The sequence below is a fragment of the Actinoallomurus sp. NPDC052274 genome (assembly GCF_040679475.1).
GTDB classification, from domain to species: domain Bacteria; phylum Actinomycetota; class Actinomycetes; order Streptosporangiales; family Streptosporangiaceae; genus Actinoallomurus; species Actinoallomurus liliacearum.
This window is the reverse complement of record NZ_JBFAUT010000027.1, coordinates 33,399-51,684: the sequence shown is the minus strand read 5'-3', so window position 1 is coordinate 51,684 and position 18,286 is coordinate 33,399. Positions and strand designations below refer to the sequence as shown.

At 71.9% G+C, this 18,286-nt stretch carries 17 protein-coding genes; 5 read left to right on the top strand and 12 right to left on the bottom strand.

All coding sequences use genetic code 11. The annotated features are described in order from the left end of the window. Positions 1 to 114: 114 nt before the first annotated feature. From AB0K82_RS23245 to AB0K82_RS23200, 10 genes are all read right to left on the bottom strand, one after another. On the bottom strand, positions 115 to 1,329 hold the full coding sequence (locus AB0K82_RS23245; RefSeq protein ID WP_364400122.1) for a ketosynthase chain-length factor: 1,215 nt from the start codon (positions 1,327 to 1,329) through the stop codon (positions 115 to 117). A 1-nt stretch (position 1,330) separates the two neighbouring features. Then, positions 1,331 to 2,602, bottom strand: a complete 1,272-nt coding sequence (locus AB0K82_RS23240; protein ID WP_364400120.1) for a beta-ketoacyl-[acyl-carrier-protein] synthase family protein — start codon at positions 2,600 to 2,602, stop codon at positions 1,331 to 1,333. Next, positions 2,599 to 3,024: a cupin domain-containing protein gene (locus AB0K82_RS23235; RefSeq protein ID WP_364400118.1), complete on the bottom strand. Its 426-nt coding sequence runs from the start codon at positions 3,022 to 3,024 to the stop codon at positions 2,599 to 2,601. The genes AB0K82_RS23240 and AB0K82_RS23235 overlap by 4 nt, the downstream gene beginning before the upstream one ends. 43 nt (positions 3,025 to 3,067) lie before the next feature. After that, entirely contained in the window at positions 3,068 to 3,391 is a 324-nt protein-coding gene (locus AB0K82_RS23230) for a TcmI family type II polyketide cyclase (RefSeq protein ID WP_364400115.1), read from the bottom strand. 131 nt (positions 3,392 to 3,522) lie between these two features. After that, positions 3,523 to 3,918, bottom strand: coding sequence for a SchA/CurD-like domain-containing protein (locus AB0K82_RS23225; RefSeq protein WP_364400112.1), 396 nt, complete (start codon positions 3,916 to 3,918; stop codon positions 3,523 to 3,525). A 112-nt stretch (positions 3,919 to 4,030) separates the two neighbouring features. Beyond that, entirely contained in the window at positions 4,031 to 5,095 is a 1,065-nt protein-coding gene (locus AB0K82_RS23220; protein ID WP_364400109.1) for a glucose-1-phosphate thymidylyltransferase, read from the bottom strand. Positions 5,096 to 5,200: 105 nt separating this feature from the next. Further along, the gene (locus tag AB0K82_RS23215; RefSeq protein ID WP_364400107.1) at positions 5,201 to 5,638 is read right to left on the bottom strand and encodes a hypothetical protein; all 438 of its coding nucleotides are present in this window, start codon (positions 5,636 to 5,638) and stop codon (positions 5,201 to 5,203) included. 101 nt (positions 5,639 to 5,739) lie between these two features. Further along, positions 5,740 to 6,783 (bottom strand): methyltransferase, encoded by a 1,044-nt coding sequence (locus tag AB0K82_RS23210; protein ID WP_364400104.1) that lies wholly within the window; start codon positions 6,781 to 6,783, stop codon positions 5,740 to 5,742. 154 nt (positions 6,784 to 6,937) lie between these two features. Then, a complete protein-coding gene (locus tag AB0K82_RS23205; protein ID WP_364400101.1) occupies positions 6,938 to 7,873 on the bottom strand; it encodes a hypothetical protein in 936 nt (311 codons plus the stop codon). A 130-nt stretch (positions 7,874 to 8,003) separates the two neighbouring features. Continuing rightward, positions 8,004 to 9,587, bottom strand: coding sequence for an FAD-dependent monooxygenase (locus AB0K82_RS23200; protein WP_364400099.1), 1,584 nt, complete (start codon positions 9,585 to 9,587; stop codon positions 8,004 to 8,006). Positions 9,588 to 9,820: 233 nt separating this feature from the next. Here AB0K82_RS23200 and AB0K82_RS23195 point away from each other — a divergent pair, with 233 nt between their 5' ends. The 4 genes from AB0K82_RS23195 to AB0K82_RS23180 are packed head-to-tail and all read left to right on the top strand — an operon-like array spanning position 9,821 to position 14,927. Continuing rightward, positions 9,821 to 11,305, top strand: a complete 1,485-nt coding sequence (locus AB0K82_RS23195; RefSeq protein ID WP_364400096.1) for a sialidase family protein — start codon at positions 9,821 to 9,823, stop codon at positions 11,303 to 11,305. 30 nt (positions 11,306 to 11,335) lie between these two features. Continuing rightward, positions 11,336 to 12,073 carry a class I SAM-dependent methyltransferase gene (locus AB0K82_RS23190; protein ID WP_364400093.1) on the top strand — a complete coding sequence of 246 codons (738 nt, stop codon included), beginning with the start codon at positions 11,336 to 11,338 and terminating at the stop codon, positions 12,071 to 12,073. A gap of 50 nt (positions 12,074 to 12,123) precedes the next feature. Next, positions 12,124 to 13,764, top strand: a complete 1,641-nt coding sequence (locus AB0K82_RS23185) for an FAD-dependent monooxygenase (RefSeq protein WP_364400092.1) — start codon at positions 12,124 to 12,126, stop codon at positions 13,762 to 13,764. Positions 13,765 to 13,778: 14 nt separating this feature from the next. Then, on the top strand, positions 13,779 to 14,927 hold the full coding sequence (locus AB0K82_RS23180) for a nucleotide disphospho-sugar-binding domain-containing protein (protein WP_364400089.1): 1,149 nt from the start codon (positions 13,779 to 13,781) through the stop codon (positions 14,925 to 14,927). 53 nt (positions 14,928 to 14,980) lie between these two features. Here AB0K82_RS23180 and AB0K82_RS23175 read toward each other — a convergent pair whose 3' ends face one another. Then, positions 14,981 to 16,036: a methyltransferase gene (locus AB0K82_RS23175; RefSeq protein ID WP_364400086.1), complete on the bottom strand. Its 1,056-nt coding sequence runs from the start codon at positions 16,034 to 16,036 to the stop codon at positions 14,981 to 14,983. A gap of 266 nt (positions 16,037 to 16,302) precedes the next feature. On the opposite strand from AB0K82_RS23175, the gene AB0K82_RS23170 reads away from it, so the two are divergent. After that, positions 16,303 to 17,097: an SDR family oxidoreductase gene (locus AB0K82_RS23170; RefSeq protein ID WP_364400083.1), complete on the top strand. Its 795-nt coding sequence runs from the start codon at positions 16,303 to 16,305 to the stop codon at positions 17,095 to 17,097. 89 nt (positions 17,098 to 17,186) lie between these two features. Here AB0K82_RS23170 and AB0K82_RS23165 read toward each other — a convergent pair whose 3' ends face one another. Continuing rightward, positions 17,187 to 18,254, bottom strand: a complete 1,068-nt coding sequence (locus AB0K82_RS23165; protein WP_364400081.1) for an NAD-dependent epimerase/dehydratase family protein — start codon at positions 18,252 to 18,254, stop codon at positions 17,187 to 17,189. Positions 18,255 to 18,286 lie beyond the last annotated feature (32 nt).

The window sequence follows — 18,286 nt, the reverse complement described above, 5'->3', positions numbered from 1 at the left end:
GCTCCCCCCGGGGGGGGGGGGCCCGGGGGGGGGCGGCGGCGGACCTTGGGCCGCCCCCCCCGGGGGCGCCCGGGGGGGGGCCGGGGCGGGCCGCCCCCCCCCGCGTTCGGGTGCTCAGGGGGCGCGCAGGACGAGGGCGGCGTTGAAGCCGCCGAAGCCGCGGGCGACCACGAGGGCGGAGCGGACCCGTGACCGGCGCGGCCGGTCCCGTACGAGGTCCAAGCCGTGGTCCGGTACGGGCTGCTCGACGCCGACGGTGGGCGGGATGACACCGTCGCGGATCGCGAGCAGTGCCGCGACGACGTCGAGTGCCGCGCCGCCCGCGTAGAGGCGGCCGGTCATCGTCTTCGGGGCGGTGACAGGGACGCGGCCGGGCCCGAAGACGCCGGTGAGCGCCTCCGCCTCGCTCCGGTCGAATTCCGGCACGCCCATGGCGTCGGCGAAGACGACGTCGATCGCGTCGGGTTCCATCCGGGCGTCGGCGAGCGCGTTCTCGATGGCGCGGGCGAGGGTCGGAGGGCGGTCGCTTCCGGGGGGCGGGTCGAACGTCGCGGCGTAGCCGGCGATCTCCCCGTAGACGCGGGGGGCGCCGCGTTCGGCGGCATGGTCGGCGTCCTCGACGACGAGGAGGGCGCCGCCTTCGCCGGGGACGTACCCGCAGGCGTCGACGTCGAAGGGCAGGTAGGCGCGGCGGGTGTCGTCGCGGGTGCTCAGCCGGCCGGAGCTGAGCTGGGCGACGAGGCCGTACGGGCACAGGGAGGCGTCGGCGCCGCCGGAGACGACGAGCCGGGTGCCCTCGCGGATCAGGCGGCGCGCGTGCGCGAGCGCGTCGAGCCCGCCGGCCTGTTCGGTGGCGATGACCCCGCAGGGGCCGCGCATGCCGTGCCGGATGGAGATCTGGCCGGTGGTCGCGGCGTAGAACCAGGCGATCGACTGGTAGGCGCCGACGAACCGGGGGCCGCGGCCCCACAGGTTGACCATCTCCTTCTGGCCGAACTCGGTGCCGCCGGAAGAGCTGGCGGTCACGACGGCCATCTCGTACTCCGGCAGGGTGGCGGGGTTCACGGCGGCGTCACCGAGCGCCATGTCCGCCGCTGCGACGGCCATGTGGGTCCAGTGGTCGGTCTGGACGATGAGGCGGCTGGGGACGTGGTCGCGGGCGGTGAAGTCGCGGACTTCGCCGGCGATACGGACGGGGTACTGCGACGGGTCGAAGCGCGTGATGGGCCCGAGGGCCCGGCGCCCGGCCAGCGTCGCCAGCCAGTAGGCGCCGGTGCCCAGGCCGTTCGGTGTGACGGCTCCGAGGCCGGTGATGACGGCTCTGCTCACGTCATGCCGTCCCGGGGCGGGCGAGGAGCATGGCGGTCTGGAATCCGCCGAAGCCGCTGCCGACGCTCAGTACGACGTCGGTCCGGTGGTCCCGTGCGACGCGGGGCACGTAGTCCAGATCGCATTCGGGGTCGGGCGTGCGCAGGTTCGCGGTGGGGGGCACGACGTTGTGCTCGATCGCGAGGGCGCAGGCGGCGATCTCGATCGATCCGATCGCGCCGAGGGAGTGCCCGATCATCGACTTGATGGAGCTGACCGGGACCTCGTAGGCGCGGTGGCCGAGGCTGCGTTTGAACGCGGCGGTCTCGTGGCGGTCGTTCTGCTTGGTGCCGGACCCGTGGGCGTTGATGTAGTCGATGTCGTCGGGCCCGATACCGGCCCGCCGCATGGCGACGGTGATGGCCTCGGCCATCTCCCGGCCATCGGGGCGCAGGCCGGTCATGTGGAAGGCGTTGCTCCGGTTGGCGAACCCGATGCACTCGGCGTAGACGTGCGCGTCGCGCCGGCGGGCCCGGTCCAGGTCCTCCAGCACGAAGACCGCCGCGCCCTCGCCGAGCACGAAACCGTCGCGGTTCCGGTCGAAGGGCCGGGAGGCGTGTTCGGGGTCGTCGTTATTGGGCGACGTCGCCTTGATGGCGTCGAAGCAGGCGGAGGTGATCGGGGAGATCGGGGCGTCGGTGGCCCCGGCCACGACCACGTCGGCGGAGCCCTCCTCGATCAGCTGCACGCCGTACGCGACGGCGTCCAGTCCGGAGGTGCAACCGGTGGAGATGAGCCCGACGGGGCCTTCGGCTCCGCACTTCCAGGCGACCTCCGCGGCGAGTGTGCTCGGCACCATGTAGCCGTAGAGTTGCGGCACGCCGTACAGGTGGTCGACGAGCCAGTGGCGTCCGCCGTCGCTGAGGACGATGTACTCCTCCTCCAGCCCCATGGTGCAGCCCACCGCGCTGCCGAGGCTGACGCCGATGCGGGAGGGCGGCAGTTGGTCGAAGACCAGGCCGCTGTCCTCCATGGCCTCGCCGGCGGCCACGACGGCGAGCTGGGCGGCGCGGTCCATCCGCCGGATCTCCTGGGGCGACAGGCCTTCGGCGACCGGGTCGAAGTCACACTCGCCGGCCATCCGGGACCGGAACCCGGACGGGTCGAAGAGGGTGATGGTGCGGGTCGCCGTGCGGCCCGCGGTCAGCATGTCCCAGAAGGCCTTGGTGCCGATGCCTCCGGGGGCGGTCACGCCGATGCCGGTGATGACGGCCCTTCGATCTCGTGTCCTCATCCGTGGCCCACCTGGAGCGTCGGATCGGCGGCGTTCGGGAGCGGCTCGGTGTCGACGTGCCCCAGTTCGGGGCGAGGGGCGAGCGGGCTCAGGTGGAAGACGACGAGGGCCTGCTCCTCACCGTCGTTCTCCAGGCGGTGGCGGGCCTTGATGGGGACCATGAGGGAGTCGCCCGCATTGAGCCGGACCGGCTGGTCCTCGACCTTCATGACCATCGTTCCGCGGACGACGTACAGGAACTCCTCGGAGTACGGGTGGTAGTGCTCGGAGACGTGTTCGCCCGGTTCGAGCGTGAGCTGCCCCATGAATCCGGAGGTCGAGGCGACCGTCTTGGGGCTCAGCAGGACGCGGATGTCGCCGCCGCGCCGCCGGTTCGGCGCGACGTCCCGCGCGTTGATCTTCTGGGCTGGCGATGTGGACACGAGGGTGACTCCTGGATCGAAGAAGACTGGGCGGTCGGATGCGTCAGGTCGCCGACCAGACGTAGAAGGGCTGCGCCATCGCGTCTTTGGGCTCTTTCCAGTCAGGGTCGTACGGCCGCACGTGGTTGGTGAGCCGCTCGCTGAGGTCGACGTACAACGGGTGGCTGCGCGCCTTGTAGAGGTTGGGAGTGACGTCGTCCTCCGCCTCGACCAGATGGAAGTAGAGGTCGTGGAAGCGGAACAGGGTGCGGCGCGACACCCCGACCATGTGCGGGAGCTCGGTGGCGTCCGACTCGGCGAACAGCTTGGCCACCGCGTCGGCCTGGTCCGGTTCCATTCGGGCGACGATCAGGGTCCTGTTCGGCATGGTCTCTCCCTGGGCGTTTCGGGTGACGAGGTCGATGGGCCGCACCGGGCGGCGCGACCGGTGCGGTCAGGTGAACAGGCTGGGGAGGGCGGCTCGACGCCCGGTGCGGAGGCGCTGGTGCCGCGCCGGTGTCAGGGCCGGGCGGGGTGCGTCTCCTCCGGGTGGGTGTCGACGCTCAGCTCCGAGACGCTGCGCATCAGGGCCTCCTGGAACGTCGCGCGGAACTCTTCGGGCGTGCGGGCCGGCGCCCGGTGGGTGAGGTACGGCGCGAGCCTCTCCTCGGTCTGGTGCACGCCCTGCTGCGCGCCCATGTGCCGCGCGATCGCGAAGAAGTCGCCTTCGTAGTGGATGATCCGGACGAGGATGTCGTCCTTGACGAAGACGGCGGTGCCGAGCAGGCGTCCGGCCGGCTCTCCGTTCTCGTCTCGGAGGACCGGGGAGTCGACGCGCTGGAACCCGTCGAAGATCTCTGCGAGCTCGTCCTCACATCCCGGCTTGACCCGGTACCGGATGGCTGCGTACGGCATGACGTCCTCCCCTTGCCGGCGTGCTCCCCCGCCGACGTGCTCGCTGCGGCGTGCTGTCGACTCATCGCACACGCCTGGGCTTGAACCTGGCTCGATGCCACGTCCATCCGCGTCAGGCGACCCGGACCCGGCTGTGGTCTCCGAGGACGAAGCGGTGCGCCTGTGGGGTGGAGATCGCGGGTTTGATCTCGACGTCCTTGCCGATGAGCGAGTCGCGGATGCGCCGGACGCCGATCACCGAGGAGCGCTCCATCACGATCGAGAACTCCAGCTCGGTGTCGGTCAGCGTGCAGCCGGGGCCGATCGAGGTGAAAGGGCCGACGTAGGTGTCGCGCACGGTCGCGCCGGCTCCGACGACCAGCGGCCCGACGAGTCGGGATCCGGTGACCCGCGCGCCTTCCTCGATGACCACGCGCCCGGCGATCTCGGTGGCGTCGTCGAGGACGCCGTGGTTGTACGGCTCGAGGGTCTCCAACACGAGGCGGTTGCACTCGAGCATGTCCTCGACCCGCCCGGTGTCCTTCCAGTAGCCGGTGATGACGTGGGATCGGACGTCGGCGCCGCGTTCGAGGAGCCGGCCGATCGCGGTGGTGATCTCCAGTTCGCCGCGGTCGCCGGGCTTGATCGTGCGGACCGCCTCATGGATGGCGGGCGTGAACAGGTAGACGCCCACGATGGCCAGGTCGCTGCGCGGCCGCTCGGGCTTCTCCGCGACGCCGACGAGGCGGCCGGTCTCGTCGAGCTCGGCGACGCCGAACCGGGTGGGATCGTCGACGCGCGTCAGCAGGATGTGGGCGTCGGGCCGGGATCGGCGGAAGTCCTCGACGATGCCGCGTACGCCGTCGACGATGAAGTTGTCGCCGAGGTACATCACGAAGTCGTCGTCGCCGAGGAACTCCCGCGCGATCAGCACGGCGTGCGCGAGGCCGAGCGGTGCCTCCTGCGGGATGTAGGTGACGCGCAGTCCGAACCGTGAGCCGTCACCGACGGCACGCCGTACCTCATCGGCGGTGTCGCCGACGATGATCCCGACGTCCTGGATTCCGGCGGCGCGGATCGCGTCGAGGCCGTAGAAGAGGACCGGTTTGTTGCCGATGGGGACGAGTTGTTTCGCGGATGTGTGGGTGATGGGGCGCAGCCGGGTGCCGTGCCCGCCCGCCAGGACCAGTGCCTTCACTGCGGACCTCCACGAGATGGTCGTTTTCGGTGAGGTCATGCTCGCGGTGTCCGCTGGTCGTGCGCTCAAGGCGGATTGAGGCGGCGCCGAATAACTGGCCGGGGACTATCCGGCGGAATACGTAACGCGACAACCGAGTCGATTTCCGACATCGGAGATGAGTTGCTGGAATTCCCCTTTCAGGCGCGTCTCGCTGCCGCGTTCCGTCACCCCCACCAGCCAGCGCGTGCCGCCCGGGGCGACGTTGTAGACGCTGTAGGTGATCGCGCTGCCGCGCTGGTGGGGCACCACCGCGTGCTCGCCGCGGTACCACCAGCTCCCCTGCAGCCCGATGACGTGCTGGTCAGCGTCGACCTCGAAGCTCCACTCGACCGTCTCTCCGTCAGGGGTGGCCGTGATGTGCTGGACACCCCTGCCGGGAGACACCTGACCGGCCTTTTTCGACAGGCCGGGGAAGGAATGGATCAGCGCCTGCCAGGTTTCGTCGACCGTCGCTTCGACCACGGCGGAAACCGTCCACTCCGGCCGCTTCGACCCGCTCATTCGACAAAGTCCCCTTCCGGTCGTCCGTTGATCAGGAAACGGGAATCAGTTCCCCGTTCATGGAACCGGCGATGCCACCACGAGTCAAGCGGAAGAATCGATCAGGGTCGGTATGCTTGAAGCAGATACCAGGGCCGCGGAATGACCCTGCTCGGCAGCGTGACCGTCGAGTCGAACCGGAATCCCGCGCCCTCGATGAGGCCGACGAACTCCTCCTCCGTGCGCACCCGGCCGCCGGTGACGACCTGCAGGCCGACGCTCATGCTGTCGACGTCGGACGGCTCCGGCCCGCTCGGCCGTACCCAGTCGATGACCACGAGCCGGCTGCCGGGCGGCGCGCCGCGATAGCAGCTCGCCAGGATCCTGGCCACGTCCTCGTCGCCCCAATCGCACAGGACCTGCTTGATGATGTAGAGGTCGCCGGCGGGCGGCGCGTCGGCGAAGAAGCTGCCCTCGACGAAGCTGAGCCGGTCGGCGACGTCGCTGCCGGCCGTCGCCTCCCGGCCGCCCTCAACGATGCCGGGCAGGTCGAAGACCATGCCCTTGGCGTGGGGAGCCGCCCGCAGCACCCGGGACAGCAGAACGCCCCAGCTGCCACCCACGTCCACGATGGTCGAGTACGCCGACAGGTCGTAGTGCTCGGCGATGACCTCGCCGGCGTCGATGCTGAGGTCGGCCATCGCGGCCGCGTGCCACGACCGCTCCTGCGGGTGATGGCCGTAGTACTCGTAGAGGTTCTCGCCGGCCTCGTCCAGGACCATGCGGCCGGTCAGCACCGACTCGTGCAGCCGGGCCGCGCGGTTCCAGATGCCCGGCGTGGTGTTCATCAGGATGACGTTGCCGAGGCCGCCGTCTCCGGTGCGCAGATACTCCCCCACGGCGGTGAGCGCGTACCGGCCGTCGGCGTCGCGCTGTACCACCCCGAGGGTGGCGCACGCGCCGAGGAAGCGGCCGAAGGATCCGGGGTCCGCCTCGATCTCGGCGGCGAGGTCCGCGGCGGTCCGCGGTCCGCCGGAGAGGCGTCCGGCGAGGTCGAACCGGACCGCTGCCGAGAGGATCTGCGCGTCCCAGGGGCGGAAGACGATCCGGTTGAGCTGTTGGGCGGGATGGGGCTGGGCCTCGCTGCTGTCCGACGCCGCCGACATGGGCCACCTCCGATGGGGTCGCTGGTGCGGGATTCGTATGGCCGTACTGCTGTTCGAGGATGCGGACAGCGGCTCGAGACCAGCTCGACGGCCGCTGGCCGGGGATGAGTTCGGGTCGCCCGCGCGAGGTCGGTGAAGATCCATCCTCGCGAGGTCAGTGGAAGGTCACGGTCGTGTGCATGCCTTCGAACGCGCTCTTGACCCCCGTCTGGGGGTTCCGGACGAACGAGAGCAGGCTGTAGCGCCCCGGCTTCAGGTCGATCCGGAAGATGGCCTCGTGCCCGGGGGAGATCGCGAGCATCCCGCCGGCGGTCGCGCCGAACGGATCGGGTACCGAGGTGGTGTCACCCTTGCGCAGCGCGTCGAGGTAGGCCTGGACGTCCTCGTCCGTCGTGCCCGGCCGTACGGCGGCGATGATGAGCTCGTGCGGCTGCCGGGTGTGGTCGGTGACGCGCAGCACGGCGTGGGCGGACAGCCGTGGCGACACCGCGAACCGCTGGCCCGCGGGCGTTTCCCGCGCGTCGACCGTCCCGTTGTACCGCAGCGGGGTGTGCCGGCTCCGCGGCCCTTCGGCGACCTGGACGCGCTGCAGGTGCGTCCGGCCGCCGCCGCAGCCGTCCGTGGCGCCGTTCAGGGCCGTGTCGGACAGGTAGTAGGTCCCCGGTTCCAGGTGGGTGGTCACCGAGACGGGGGCGGCCGGGAAGACCGACGCGCCTCCATTGAAGTCGACGTCACGGTAGATGCCGCGCAACGCCGGGAGGGCGACCGCCGGATCGGTCGAGTAGCTCGCGCCGAACTCCGCGGCGACCTGGTCCATCGTCGCCGTTCCGCGCAACCGCAGCACCGACCACCAGCGGCCGTCGGCGACCGGAGTGCTCACCCGGAAGGTGACCGGGCCGGGCGCGAGCGGATCGGGGGTGGCGGCGCAGAAACCGTCGGCGGTGACCTCGACGGGGACGAGCGGTATGGCGTGGGGCGGCGCGGCGTGCGGCGCGGTGTCGCGTGGCGCGGCGTGCGCCGCCGGCACCGCGGTGAGCGCGGCGGCCGTCAGGGACAGCGCCGTCAGTGTTCTGGACGACCAGGACGGCATGAGTGGATCCTTTCCTCGAAGTGTCGCGGCCGGGCGACCGCTGGACGATGTGACGGTCTTCCCGGCCGCGTGCCGAGTCGTGGTGCCCGCGATCTCGACGCGCCCGGAGGCCCGTACGCCAGGAACCGGCTCAGCCGAGCACGGTCCGCAGGTAGGAGGCGGCCGGTTCGGCGTCCTGCAAGGCGCCGCGGAAGCCGATGTAGCCGTCGGGACGTACGAGGTAGAGACGGCCCTGTCGGGACCCCGAGGGGGCGTACACGTCTCGCAGGGCGGGTGCCGGGTCGCTGAGGACCATCAGCCGGGTCTCATGACCCCGGAGCACGGTCCGCAGTGCGGAGGCCGCCGCGCTCGCGGCGGGGTCGCGGTCGCGCGTCCACCCGCCCGGGTCTCGGAAGCCGTTCGCCAGGCTCTCCCCCGCCGGTCCGTCCGGGACCATGAGGAGGGTCCAGCGGTCGTCGTCCCGCCACTCGCGGAACAGCGAGGAGGTCCCGATCGGGGCGTCCGGCGCCCGTTCACCGGCCCGTGGGCCGTCGGCGTCGCCGAGCAGCTCGCGGGTCAGCGGGGAGTCGTGGTAACCGAAGCGCAACTGGGTGCGCTTGCGGCGGTTGACGGTCACCGCCCGCAGCAGTGCCTCGCGCTCCGGCGCGGGCTGGACGCCGAAGTCCAGTGACCGCTCGGTCCGCTCGAGGAGTTCGAGTGCGACCGGTCGGCGTTCCGCCTCGTAGCTGTCGACCAGCGTCTCCGGGGCTCCGCCGCGGATCACCGCGGCGAGCTTCCAGCCGAGGTTGACCGCGTCTTGGACGCCGGTGTTCATGCCCTGCGCGTACACGGGGGCGAACACCCGCGCGGAGTCGCCGACGAGGAGGCACCGGCCGACCCGGAACCGCGACGCGATGCGGTTCTGCAGCCGCACGCGCCACGCGAACCGGCCGTCCGACAGTCCGATGTCACCGACTCCGCACACCTCGCGCATCTCCGCCCCGATCTCCTCCAGGTCCGGGTCACCGCCACGCGCGGCCGCCTCGGCACGCCGTACGACGAAGACGCGATGCCGTCCGTCCGGCAGCGGAACGAACCCGGCGTGGCCGTTCGCGCCGAAGAACATGTGGGCCTCCCCCTGTTCCACCGGCAGCGGCAGCCGGATCCGGGCGTCGGCCTGCAGCACCCGCAGGCCGAACCGGCGCTGTTCCTCCCATTCGACGCCGAGGGCCTCGCGGACGCCGCTCGCGGCGCCCTGCGCCGCGATCAGCCACGACGTGCGGATCACTGTTCTCCCGCCGTCCGCGCGGCTCAGTGTCACCTCGACGGCGTCGTCCTTGCGCACGGGATCGGTCGCCGAGGTGCCGCGTTCCACCTGGACGCCGAGGTCGTTCAGCCGGCCTTCGAGGCGGCGTTCGGTGACCGCCTGGCTGATCAGCAGCGGGTAGGGGCGTGGGCTGTCCGGTTCGGCCATGTCGACGGTGCCGATCGCCTCGCCGAACAGGTGGTAGACGCGGTTCCGCAGCTGGACTCCCTCGTCGACGTAGTCGTCCACGGCGAGGCCGATGCCGTCGAAGACCTCGAGGGTCCGCTGGTAGACCGTGCAGCCCCGGCTGCTGTCCCGGGGGACGGCCAGCTCGTCGACCACCCGGCACGCGACGCCGCGCCGCGTGAGTTCGATCGCCGCGGTCAGGCCGACCGGCCCCGCGCCCACGATCAGCACCTCGGTGTCCATGGCGCTCCTTCGACGACTCGTCGGTGGCGGCGCGAACCCCGCCACGTGCGTCCGATGGTCGGGTCGGCCGCTCTCGGGCGGCTCGAGCGCCGCTGGGGTCCGTCGCCGGCGCGTCCGGGCGACGCTCCAGCGGTCTTCTAGCCCGCCTTCCTACGGTCGGTCTCGCCGCCGCGGGCGCCGCGGCCGCCGTGGAATCCGGAGGTCTTCCGATGGCTGGACGCCGAACGCGTCTCATGACCGCCGCTGTGACGCTGACGGCGTCCGCGCTGGCCACCGTTTCGCCCACCCCCGCACTCGCCGCCGTCCGGCCGGCGCTCGTCGCCGCGGGCGACCCGTTCGCGGGCTGTGCGGCGGACGCCGGAGGCGGTGACACGTTCGCCGCCGGCTCCCAGGCGGAGCCGTGGATCGCCGTCGATCCGGCCGACGAGCGGCACTGGGTCGTGGCTTGGCAGCAGGACCGCTGGGGATACGGCAGCGCCCGCGGCGCGGTGACCGCCGTGACCCGCGACGGCGGGCGGACGTGGCGGCGGGTCGTCCTGCCGGTGACGCTCTGCGCGGGCGGCCGGTACGGGCGGATCACCAACGTCTGGCTCGCCTTCGCGCCGGGCGGCCGGCTCTACGCGACGCTCGTCGCGGCCGGTGTGAGCCCGCTGAGCACGGGGATCGCGGTCCTGACCTCCGCGGACGGCGGAGACACGTGGAGCGGTCCGACGCAGATCGTCAGCGACCCGATGAGCGACTACTTCAATGACAAACCGGCCCTGACCGTCGATCCGTCCGACCCCCGGCGGGTCTACCTGGTCTGGAATCGGCGGCACCAGGCGGACGACCGGCACTCGCTGCTGTACAGCCGTAGCACGGACGCGGGACGCACGTGGGAACCCGCCCGGTCGATCTACCAGCCGTCGCAGGGCCGGGGCACGATCGGCAACCAGATCGTCGTCCTGCCCGACGGGACGCTGCTGAACGTGTTCCACGAAGCGCCGTTCGCGATCGGCGGCGCGAGTGCCGCGCCGTCCGGAGTGGCCGGAGCCGCACCTGCCGCCGCGACGGGCGACCAGATCCAGGTCATCCGCTCGGCCGACCACGGCGCCACCTGGTCGGCGCCGACCACGATCGCCGAGCCCCGGCTGGCCACCCCGGTCCTGCCCGGAACGACGACGCCGATCGTCGGTGGCTCGATCGTGCCGGACGTCACCGTCGACCGCCGGGGCCGGGTCTATGTCGTTTGGGCCGACGGGTCGTTGAGCGGCAGCGGCAGCGCGATCGCCCTGACCGTCTCCGCCGACGGCGGGCACTCCTGGACGCGCCCGGTGAAGATCAACCACACGCCCGACTCGGCGGCCGGCGGGACCGGGCAGGCGTTCCTTCCCCAGGTCGACGCCGCCCCCGACGGTTCGCTGGCGGTGGGTTACTACGACCTGCGCGACGACACCACCGATCCCGCGGTCGCGGCCGACCACTGGATCGCCCGCTGCCACGGCGACCGCTGCGCCGCCGGTGCCGCCGGATGGCAGGAGCGGCGCACCGGTGGACCCTTCGACCTGGGAACCGCCATCCGCTGGTTCGACGGGCCGTTCCTCGGCACGTACACGGGGCTCGCGCACACGAGGCATCGGTTCGTGGCCGCGTTCGTGATGACGGGCGGGGCCGCCGGCGACCCCCAGGACGTGTACGTCACGAGCGTGCCGTTCTGTTCCGCCCGCTCCTGCGCCTGATCCGCCATTCTCTATCGGAAGGAAGACGAAATGATCGCCGAACTGCTGGTCCGGTCGGGCACGAAGCTGGTTCGCATGTACCCGCCTGAGGGGCGGGCGTACTGGGCGGCGCGCTTCTGGGACCGTACCGCCGCCGAGCGCCATCCGCTGCTCGGCGACGAGTTCCGCGAACAGAAGGCGGCAATCGCCGACCTGCTGAAACGGTACGGGGCGAACGCCCGCAAGGTGATCGAGTTCGCCTGCGGGACCGGTGAGTTCACCGAGATGGTCGCGCGGCTCACTTCGGCCGAGGAGATCGTGGCGAATGACATCTCCGAGCAGGCGCTGCGACTGACCTCCGAACGGGTCGGCGACGACCGCCTGCGCCTCGTCCACGGCGACTTCTGGAAGGACCACGACCTGGGTACGGCCGATCTGGTCGTGTGCATCGACGCGGTGCATCACATCGGCGAGGTCGGGGCCGTCCTGCGGCGACTGCGCGAGTTCGTGGCCCCGGGTGGCGTGCTCGTCACGAACGTCTGGACCGTCGACCACTTCCACGAGTTCCAGCGGCAGCGCTACGGAGCCGTTCGCCACCTGGGCCGCTGCGCGCTGTTCTTCGGCAGCGCGGCGCTGATCCGGGCGACCGACGGGCGGGTGCGCACCGCCTCGTACCGCACCCAGCTGCTGACCCGCCGGGAGGTCACGGCCGTGGTCGAGGAGACCTTCGACGAGGTCCTCGCGGTCGCGCCCAGCCGCAACTTCATCGCCTTCGCCTGCCGGGCGTGAGGCAGACCGAGGCGTCACCGGCCGGCTCGTATCCAGAGATGAGGGATGTCATGCCTGACGACCAGACGTCCGTGCTGATCGTCGGAGGGGGGTTGACCGGGCTCTCGGCCGCCGTGTTCCTCCGGGTCCACGGAGTGCCCGTGACCCTGGTGGAGCGGCACCGCGGCGTCCTGCTGCATCCCCGCGCCCGCACGGTGAATCCCCGCACCCTGGAGCTGTTCCACCAGGCGGGCCTGGCCGAGGCCATCGTCGCCGGGCGGAACCGCGCCGCCGGCGAACTGATGATCACTGCGGAGACGCTCACCGGCCGCGAGCGTGTGCGCCGGGGGGCGGAGGCCCCGGACGGGGAGCACCTCATCAGTCCCTGCCCGTGGACGCCGATCGACCAGGACAGGTTGGAGGTCCTTCTGCGCGCACACGCGGAGAAGCTGGGCGCGAACCTGCGGTTCGGTGTGGAGCTGACCTCGTTCGAGCAGGACGACGACGGCGTCGTCGCGAGCGTGCGGGACGCCGCGGGCGGTCCAGCGGGCGTCGTCCGGGCGTCCTATCTGATCGCCGCGGACGGCTGCGGCAGCCCGGTCCGGCGCCGGCTGGGCATCGGACGTCCCGGCCCCGGCCTGCTCGGCAGCACGATGACCCTGGTCTTCGACGCCGACCTGGACGAGCACGTCCGCGGCCGGAGCATCGCGGTGTGCCATGTCGACCACCCGGCGCCGGGCACCGTGCTGCTCCCGCACGACGGCCGGGGCCGGTGGGTGTTCAGCACGCCGTGGGAGCCCGCGCGTCCTGGCGGTTCGGCGGACACCGATGGACCCATCGATCTGGACGACGAACGCGCGCTCCTGCTGATCCGTGCCGCGGTCGGCGATCCGGGGCTCCGGGCGCGTGTCGTGCCGCAGCTGGATGACGGCACGCGGTTCCTCCGGTACGACATCGAGGCGTTCGTGGCCGAGCGGTTCCGCGCCGGGCGGGTGTTCCTCGCCGGCGACGCCGCGCACGCGATGCCGCCGGTCGGGGCGCTGGGGTCGGGTACCGGGATTCAGGACGCGCACAACCTGGCGTGGAAGCTGGCCGCCGTGCTGGCCGGCCGTGCCGGTCCGGCGCTGCTGGACACGTACGAGGCCGAGCGCGGACCGGTGGCGGAGTTCACGCTCCGCCAGGCGCTGCTGCTGATGCGCGACCGCACCGGCCGCGATGTGCTCGGGACCGACGAGCCGGCCGCGGCGTACGACTCGGTCGTCTTCGGTTATCGCTACCCGGCGCCCGGCGGGGAGACCGCGGTGCACGGTGCCGGCGGTCCGGTGCCGGCGGCGGTCGCTCCCGAAGAGCTGACCGGCCTGCCGGGGACACGGGCCCCGCACGTGACGATCCGGTACGAGGGCCGGGTCTGTTCCACCCTCGACCTGTACGGCTCCGACGCGGTGCTGATCGCGGGTCCCGAGGGTGCGGAATGGGCCGCGGCCACCACCGCCGCCGCCGAACGGCTCGGGACGCCGCTCCGGGTCCATCGCCTCGGCGCCGACCTGGATGACCCGGACCAATGGTGCCGTCGGCACCGGGTCGGCCCGGCCGGAGCCGTGCTGGTGCGGCCCGACGGGTTCGTGGCCTGGCGCGCCGCCGACGGTCCGGCGGGTGTGGATCCGGACACCGCCGTGGCGGACGCCCTCAGCGGTCTCTGGTGTCTCGCGTGAATCGAGGGGGTTCCATGCGCGTTCTGTTCACCACCTTTCCCTCACCCTCCCATTTCTTCCCCATGGTTCCCCTGGCCTGGGCACTGCGCACCGCCGGTCACGAGGTCGCCGTCGCGGCTCAGCCGGCGTTCCTCCCCGTCGTGACAGGGACCGGCCTGCCGGCCGTCCGCGCGGGCGAGGACGCCGACATCAACGCGGTCTGGTACGGCGACGCGGAGGGCGAGCCGTCCTGGAAGAACGATGAGGAGCGGCGGGCCGCCCGTGCGATGCGCATGTTCGCCGTGGTCGGCTCCGCGATGGCCGACGACGTGATCGGCTTCGCCCGGCGCTGGCGCGCCGACGTCATCGTGTACGAGCCGCGCGCGTACGCCGGTCTGGTCACCGCGGAGCGGCTCGGGCTGCCGCTCGTCCGCCATCTGTGGGGCACCGACTACACGTACGGGCGCTGGTCGACCGAGGGCCCGGCGCTGGCACCGCTGCTGGAGGCTCACGGCGTACCCGGCTCCGACCACCTGGGAGCGCTGACCGTGGACGTCTGCCCGCCCGCTCTGCAGCTGGCCGCCGCACCGAACCGCAGGCTCATGCGGTACGTGCCCTACAACGGCTCGGGCGTCGTCCCCGACCTGCCCGCGGAGCCGGGTGACCGGCCCCGGGTCTGTGTGACGTGGGGGACGACCTTCGTGAAGTACACCGGGCACCTCGACCCGGTGCGCGTGACCGTCGAAGCCCTGGGCGGGCTGGACGTGGACATCGTCGTCGCCATCGGAGCGGGCTACCGCGACCTCCTCGGCACTTTGCCGCCGCGGACGCGGGTCCTGGAGTCGGTGCCGCTCAACCTGGTGCTGCCGGCGTGTAACGCGATCGTTCACCAGGGCGGGGCCGGAACGACGCTCACCGCGGCCGTCCAGGGGGTGCCGCAGCTGGTGGTCCCGTCATTCGCCGACGAGCCGGTCAACGCCCGGCAGGTCGTGGCCGGGGGCGTCGGTCGTTCCCTCCCGCTCACGGAGGCCACCGCGGATCAGGTGTTCACCGAGATGCGCGCGCTGCTCGACGGAGCGCAGTACGGCGCGGCCGCACGCCGGGTCCGCGACGAAGCGTCCGCGCAGCCGTCCCCCCGGTCGTTCGTGGCGGCCATCGAGGACATCGCCGCGGCACGCGTCTGACTGGAACAGGGGCCATGACCCGGCCGGGGACGTCCCCGGCCGGGCCGTGTCCGTCACCGGGCCCGGAACTCCAGGACGGTCAGCCCCGCGGCGCTGCGGTCGGCGACGAACGCCAGGCCGGCGGCGCCCGCGAGCTCCTGGAACTCCTCCAGCGTCCGCTCCCGGCCGCCGGCGAACACCATCATGTCCATGTCGAGGAACTTCACGACGTCGAGCGTGTTGGGGGGTTCGACGATGTGCTCGATCACGAACAGCCGGGCGCCGTCGTTGCCCAGCGCGCGGCGCGCGTTGGCGAGGATGCGCGCGGCGTCGTCGTCGGGCCAGTCGTGCAGGACGAACTTGAGCACGTAGGCGTCGCATCCGGCCGGGAACTCCGTGAAGAAGTCGCCGGCGATCAGTTCCACCCGGTCCGCCACACCGCGCTCGCGCAGCAGCGGCAGTGCGCCGTCGACCGCGCTGGGGCGGTCGAACAGGACTCCCTTGCACTGGGGGTGACGCACCAGCAGTTCGGCGAGCAGGTATCCCTGTCCCCCGCCGACGTCGGCGACCCGCGAGAAGGAGGACAGGTCCAGCAGTCCGCCGATGACACCGACGCCCCGCCGATTCGTCGCGGTCATCGCCCGGTGGAAGATCTCGGCGGAGTCCGGGTGGTGGTCGAGGTAGCCGAAGAGCGACTCGCCGAACACCTCCTCGAACGACGGCCGCCCGGTCCGCGCGGTGTGGGCGATGGCCTCGTACGGGCGCCAGAACATCTCGGTGCCGTTCATCAGGACCAGGTCCCGGAGGCTCTGCGGGGCGCCGGCGCGCAGGAAGTCCGACATCGGCGTCAGTTCGTACTCCCCGCCGGGGCGCTCGACGAACACGCCATAGGCGGTGGCGCACCGAAGGATCCGGCGGAGCGCGAGCGGGTCGGCGCCCGTCAGCCGGGCGAGCTCGGTCACCGGTTTCGGTCCGTCGGCGAGGTGGTCGGCCACACGGAGGTCGGTGAGGACCCAGATGACCTGAGCGATGACCCGTCCCATGGTCAGCATCATGAGCCGGTGCCGAGGGGGCAGCGCCGCGAGTACTCGAAAGGCCTCGGAGTCCGCCGTGACCGGAGTGTCTTTCATGTAAAGTTCTCCCGCTTCATTGACCGAGGCGTTTTCCGCCATCGTTGGTCCCTGCCTGCAGAAGTGTGCGCTGCTCCGCTCGAGCGGCACTGGACCCGCCTACCGGCCCGGCCTCACCACCCGGACCGTGATGGTCGAGGACTCCGAAGAAATCGAGGATCGCTCGAACGACGGTCATCTCACGCCATTTACGCATCGATCTCCACGAATCAGGATCATATTATGGCGATTGATTGATTTCTGCGGCGAGAACCCGGGAGCCGATGATGCAGGAATTCCGTCATGCGGTCGTAACCGGCGCGTCCGGTGGTATCGGGGAGGCGTTCGCCCGTGAGCTCGCCGCCCGCGGCTGCGACCTGATCCTGGTGGCGCGCGGCGTCGACCGGCTGGAGGCACTGGCCGAGGAACTGCAGGGCCGGCACGGAATCACGGCCGACGTCCTCCCCGCCGACCTCGGCGACCCGGTGCAGGTGGAGAAGGTCGCCGCCCGCGTCACCGACGCGGCCGGGACGCTCGACCTGCTCGTCAACAGCGCCGGCGCGCTCGGCGCCATCGGTCCGCTGTTCGTTCAGGACGCCGAGGCCGTCCGCCGGAACCTCGCCCTGAGCACTCTCCCCATTGTCGGCCTGACCCAGGCGGCGCTGCCCGGAATGATCGCCAACGGGCACGGCGGTGTGATCAACGTTTCCTCGGTGATGGCGTTCCTGCCCGCGCCGGGTGGCGCGGTGTACTCGGCTTCCAAGGCGTTCGCGACCTCATTCAGCGAGAGCGTGCACGGCGAGGTGAACTGGCGGGGCGTGCACGTGACCGCGGTCTGCCCGGGGTCCACCGGCGGGACCCGCCTGCACCGGTCGGCGGGTCACCGGGAATCGGGCCGGCTCGGCCGGCTCCTGGACGTGGGTGACGTCGCGCGGGAGGGACTGGCCGCCGTCACGGCCGGTCGTCCGATCTGCGTGCCGGGTCTGGACTATCGCTGGCGGGTGGCCATGTCCCGCCTCCTGCCTCGCGGCCTCGTACGGGCGCGGTACTACCGGCGCTGGGGCCGCCGTGTCCCCCGCTAGACGGCCCCGGCCACCCCGCCGTCCTGACCGGCCCGGGCGGACGTACGCGCGGCCACGCGCACCGGCCCGGGCCGCCGTGCGTCCGTGGGTCAGGTCGGATCGGGTGCCGAAGGGATGAGGTCGCGCATCGGCGCGGTGGCGAACTCCCGCATTCCCTCGGCGAAGCCGACGGCGGGCCGCCAGCCGAGCTCGCGGATCAGGCGTTCGGGTGAGGCGAAGATGTGGCGTACGTCGCCGACGCGGTACTCACCCGTCACGACCGGTGCCGGTCCCCCGGCAGCCGACGTCAGCGCCTCGGCGAGGTCGAGGATCGTCCGAGGCGTGCCACTGGCGACGTTATAGGTGCGGAGCCCGGGCTCGTCGCGGCGGAGCGCCGCGACGTTCGCGGAGGCGATGTCCGCCACGTGGACGAAGTCCCGGCGCGAGCCTCCGTCCTCGTACACGTGCGGGCTGCGTCCGGCGGCGAGGTCCGACCGGAACGTCGAGGCGACGCCCGAGTAGGGACTGTCGAAGGGCATCTCGGGCCCGTACACGTTGTGGTAGCGCAGCGCGACCGCCCGGCCCCGTGTCTCGCGTGCCCACGCGGCCACCAGGTTCTCCTGCGCCAGCTTGGTGACGGCGTAGACGTTGTGCGGCGGGTCGAGGAGATCCTCCTCGGTGACCGCCTCGGCCGCGACCTCGGCCCCGCACCCGGGGCAACGCGGCTCGTAGCGGCCCTCCTCCAGGTCGGCCACGGACCGGCGAGGGGATCGTACGCGGCCGTGCTCCGCGCAGCGGTAGCGGCTGTCCCCGTAGATCACCACCGAACTGGCCAGCACCATCCGGTCGATCCCGGCACGCGTCATCGCGTGCAGCAGCATCGCCGTGCCGAGGTCGTTGCAGCCGACGTACAAGGGGGCGTCGAGGATCTCCCGCCCACGTCCGACCATCGCGGCCTGGTGGCTGACCAGGTCGATGCCGTCCAGCGCGTCGTCCAGCGCGGCGGCGTCCCGCAGATCGGCGTGGACGAAATCCACGCCCTCCGGAATGCGCGGCGGGTTGCGGTGCACGCCGGGGATGAGGGCGTCGAATACGCGTACCTCATGCCCCTCGTCCCGGAGCGCGGTCACGACCCGGGACCCGATGAAGCCGGCACCGCCGGTTACCAGAATTCGCATGAAAACACCGTTCACTATGAGGTTCCACCAGC

What these genes read in the sequence shown, in the direction of transcription:
- AB0K82_RS23215 (WP_364400107.1), bottom strand. Translation starts at nt 5,638, where the DNA reads ATGAGCGGGTCGAAGCGGCCGGAGTGGACGGTTTCCGCCGTGGTCGAA.
- AB0K82_RS23225 (WP_364400112.1), bottom strand. Translation starts at nt 3,918, where the DNA reads ATGCCGTACGCAGCCATCCGGTACCGGGTCAAGCCGGGATGTGAGGAC.
- AB0K82_RS23200 (WP_364400099.1), bottom strand. Translation starts at nt 9,587, where the DNA reads ATGGACACCGAGGTGCTGATCGTGGGCGCGGGGCCGGTCGGCCTGACC.
- AB0K82_RS23170 (WP_364400083.1), top strand. Translation starts at nt 16,303, where the DNA reads ATGCAGGAATTCCGTCATGCGGTCGTAACCGGCGCGTCCGGTGGTATC.
- AB0K82_RS23210 (WP_364400104.1), bottom strand. Translation starts at nt 6,783, where the DNA reads ATGTCGGCGGCGTCGGACAGCAGCGAGGCCCAGCCCCATCCCGCCCAA.
- AB0K82_RS23205 (WP_364400101.1), bottom strand. Translation starts at nt 7,873, where the DNA reads ATGCCGTCCTGGTCGTCCAGAACACTGACGGCGCTGTCCCTGACGGCC.
- AB0K82_RS23230 (WP_364400115.1), bottom strand. Translation starts at nt 3,391, where the DNA reads ATGCCGAACAGGACCCTGATCGTCGCCCGAATGGAACCGGACCAGGCC.
- AB0K82_RS23240 (WP_364400120.1), bottom strand. Translation starts at nt 2,602, where the DNA reads ATGAGGACACGAGATCGAAGGGCCGTCATCACCGGCATCGGCGTGACC.
- AB0K82_RS23185 (WP_364400092.1), top strand. Translation starts at nt 12,124, where the DNA reads ATGCCTGACGACCAGACGTCCGTGCTGATCGTCGGAGGGGGGTTGACC.
- AB0K82_RS23165 (WP_364400081.1), bottom strand. Translation starts at nt 18,254, where the DNA reads ATGCGAATTCTGGTAACCGGCGGTGCCGGCTTCATCGGGTCCCGGGTC.
- AB0K82_RS23180 (WP_364400089.1), top strand. Translation starts at nt 13,779, where the DNA reads ATGCGCGTTCTGTTCACCACCTTTCCCTCACCCTCCCATTTCTTCCCC.
- AB0K82_RS23190 (WP_364400093.1), top strand. Translation starts at nt 11,336, where the DNA reads ATGATCGCCGAACTGCTGGTCCGGTCGGGCACGAAGCTGGTTCGCATG.
- AB0K82_RS23195 (WP_364400096.1), top strand. Translation starts at nt 9,821, where the DNA reads ATGACCGCCGCTGTGACGCTGACGGCGTCCGCGCTGGCCACCGTTTCG.
- AB0K82_RS23175 (WP_364400086.1), bottom strand. Translation starts at nt 16,036, where the DNA reads ATGAAAGACACTCCGGTCACGGCGGACTCCGAGGCCTTTCGAGTACTC.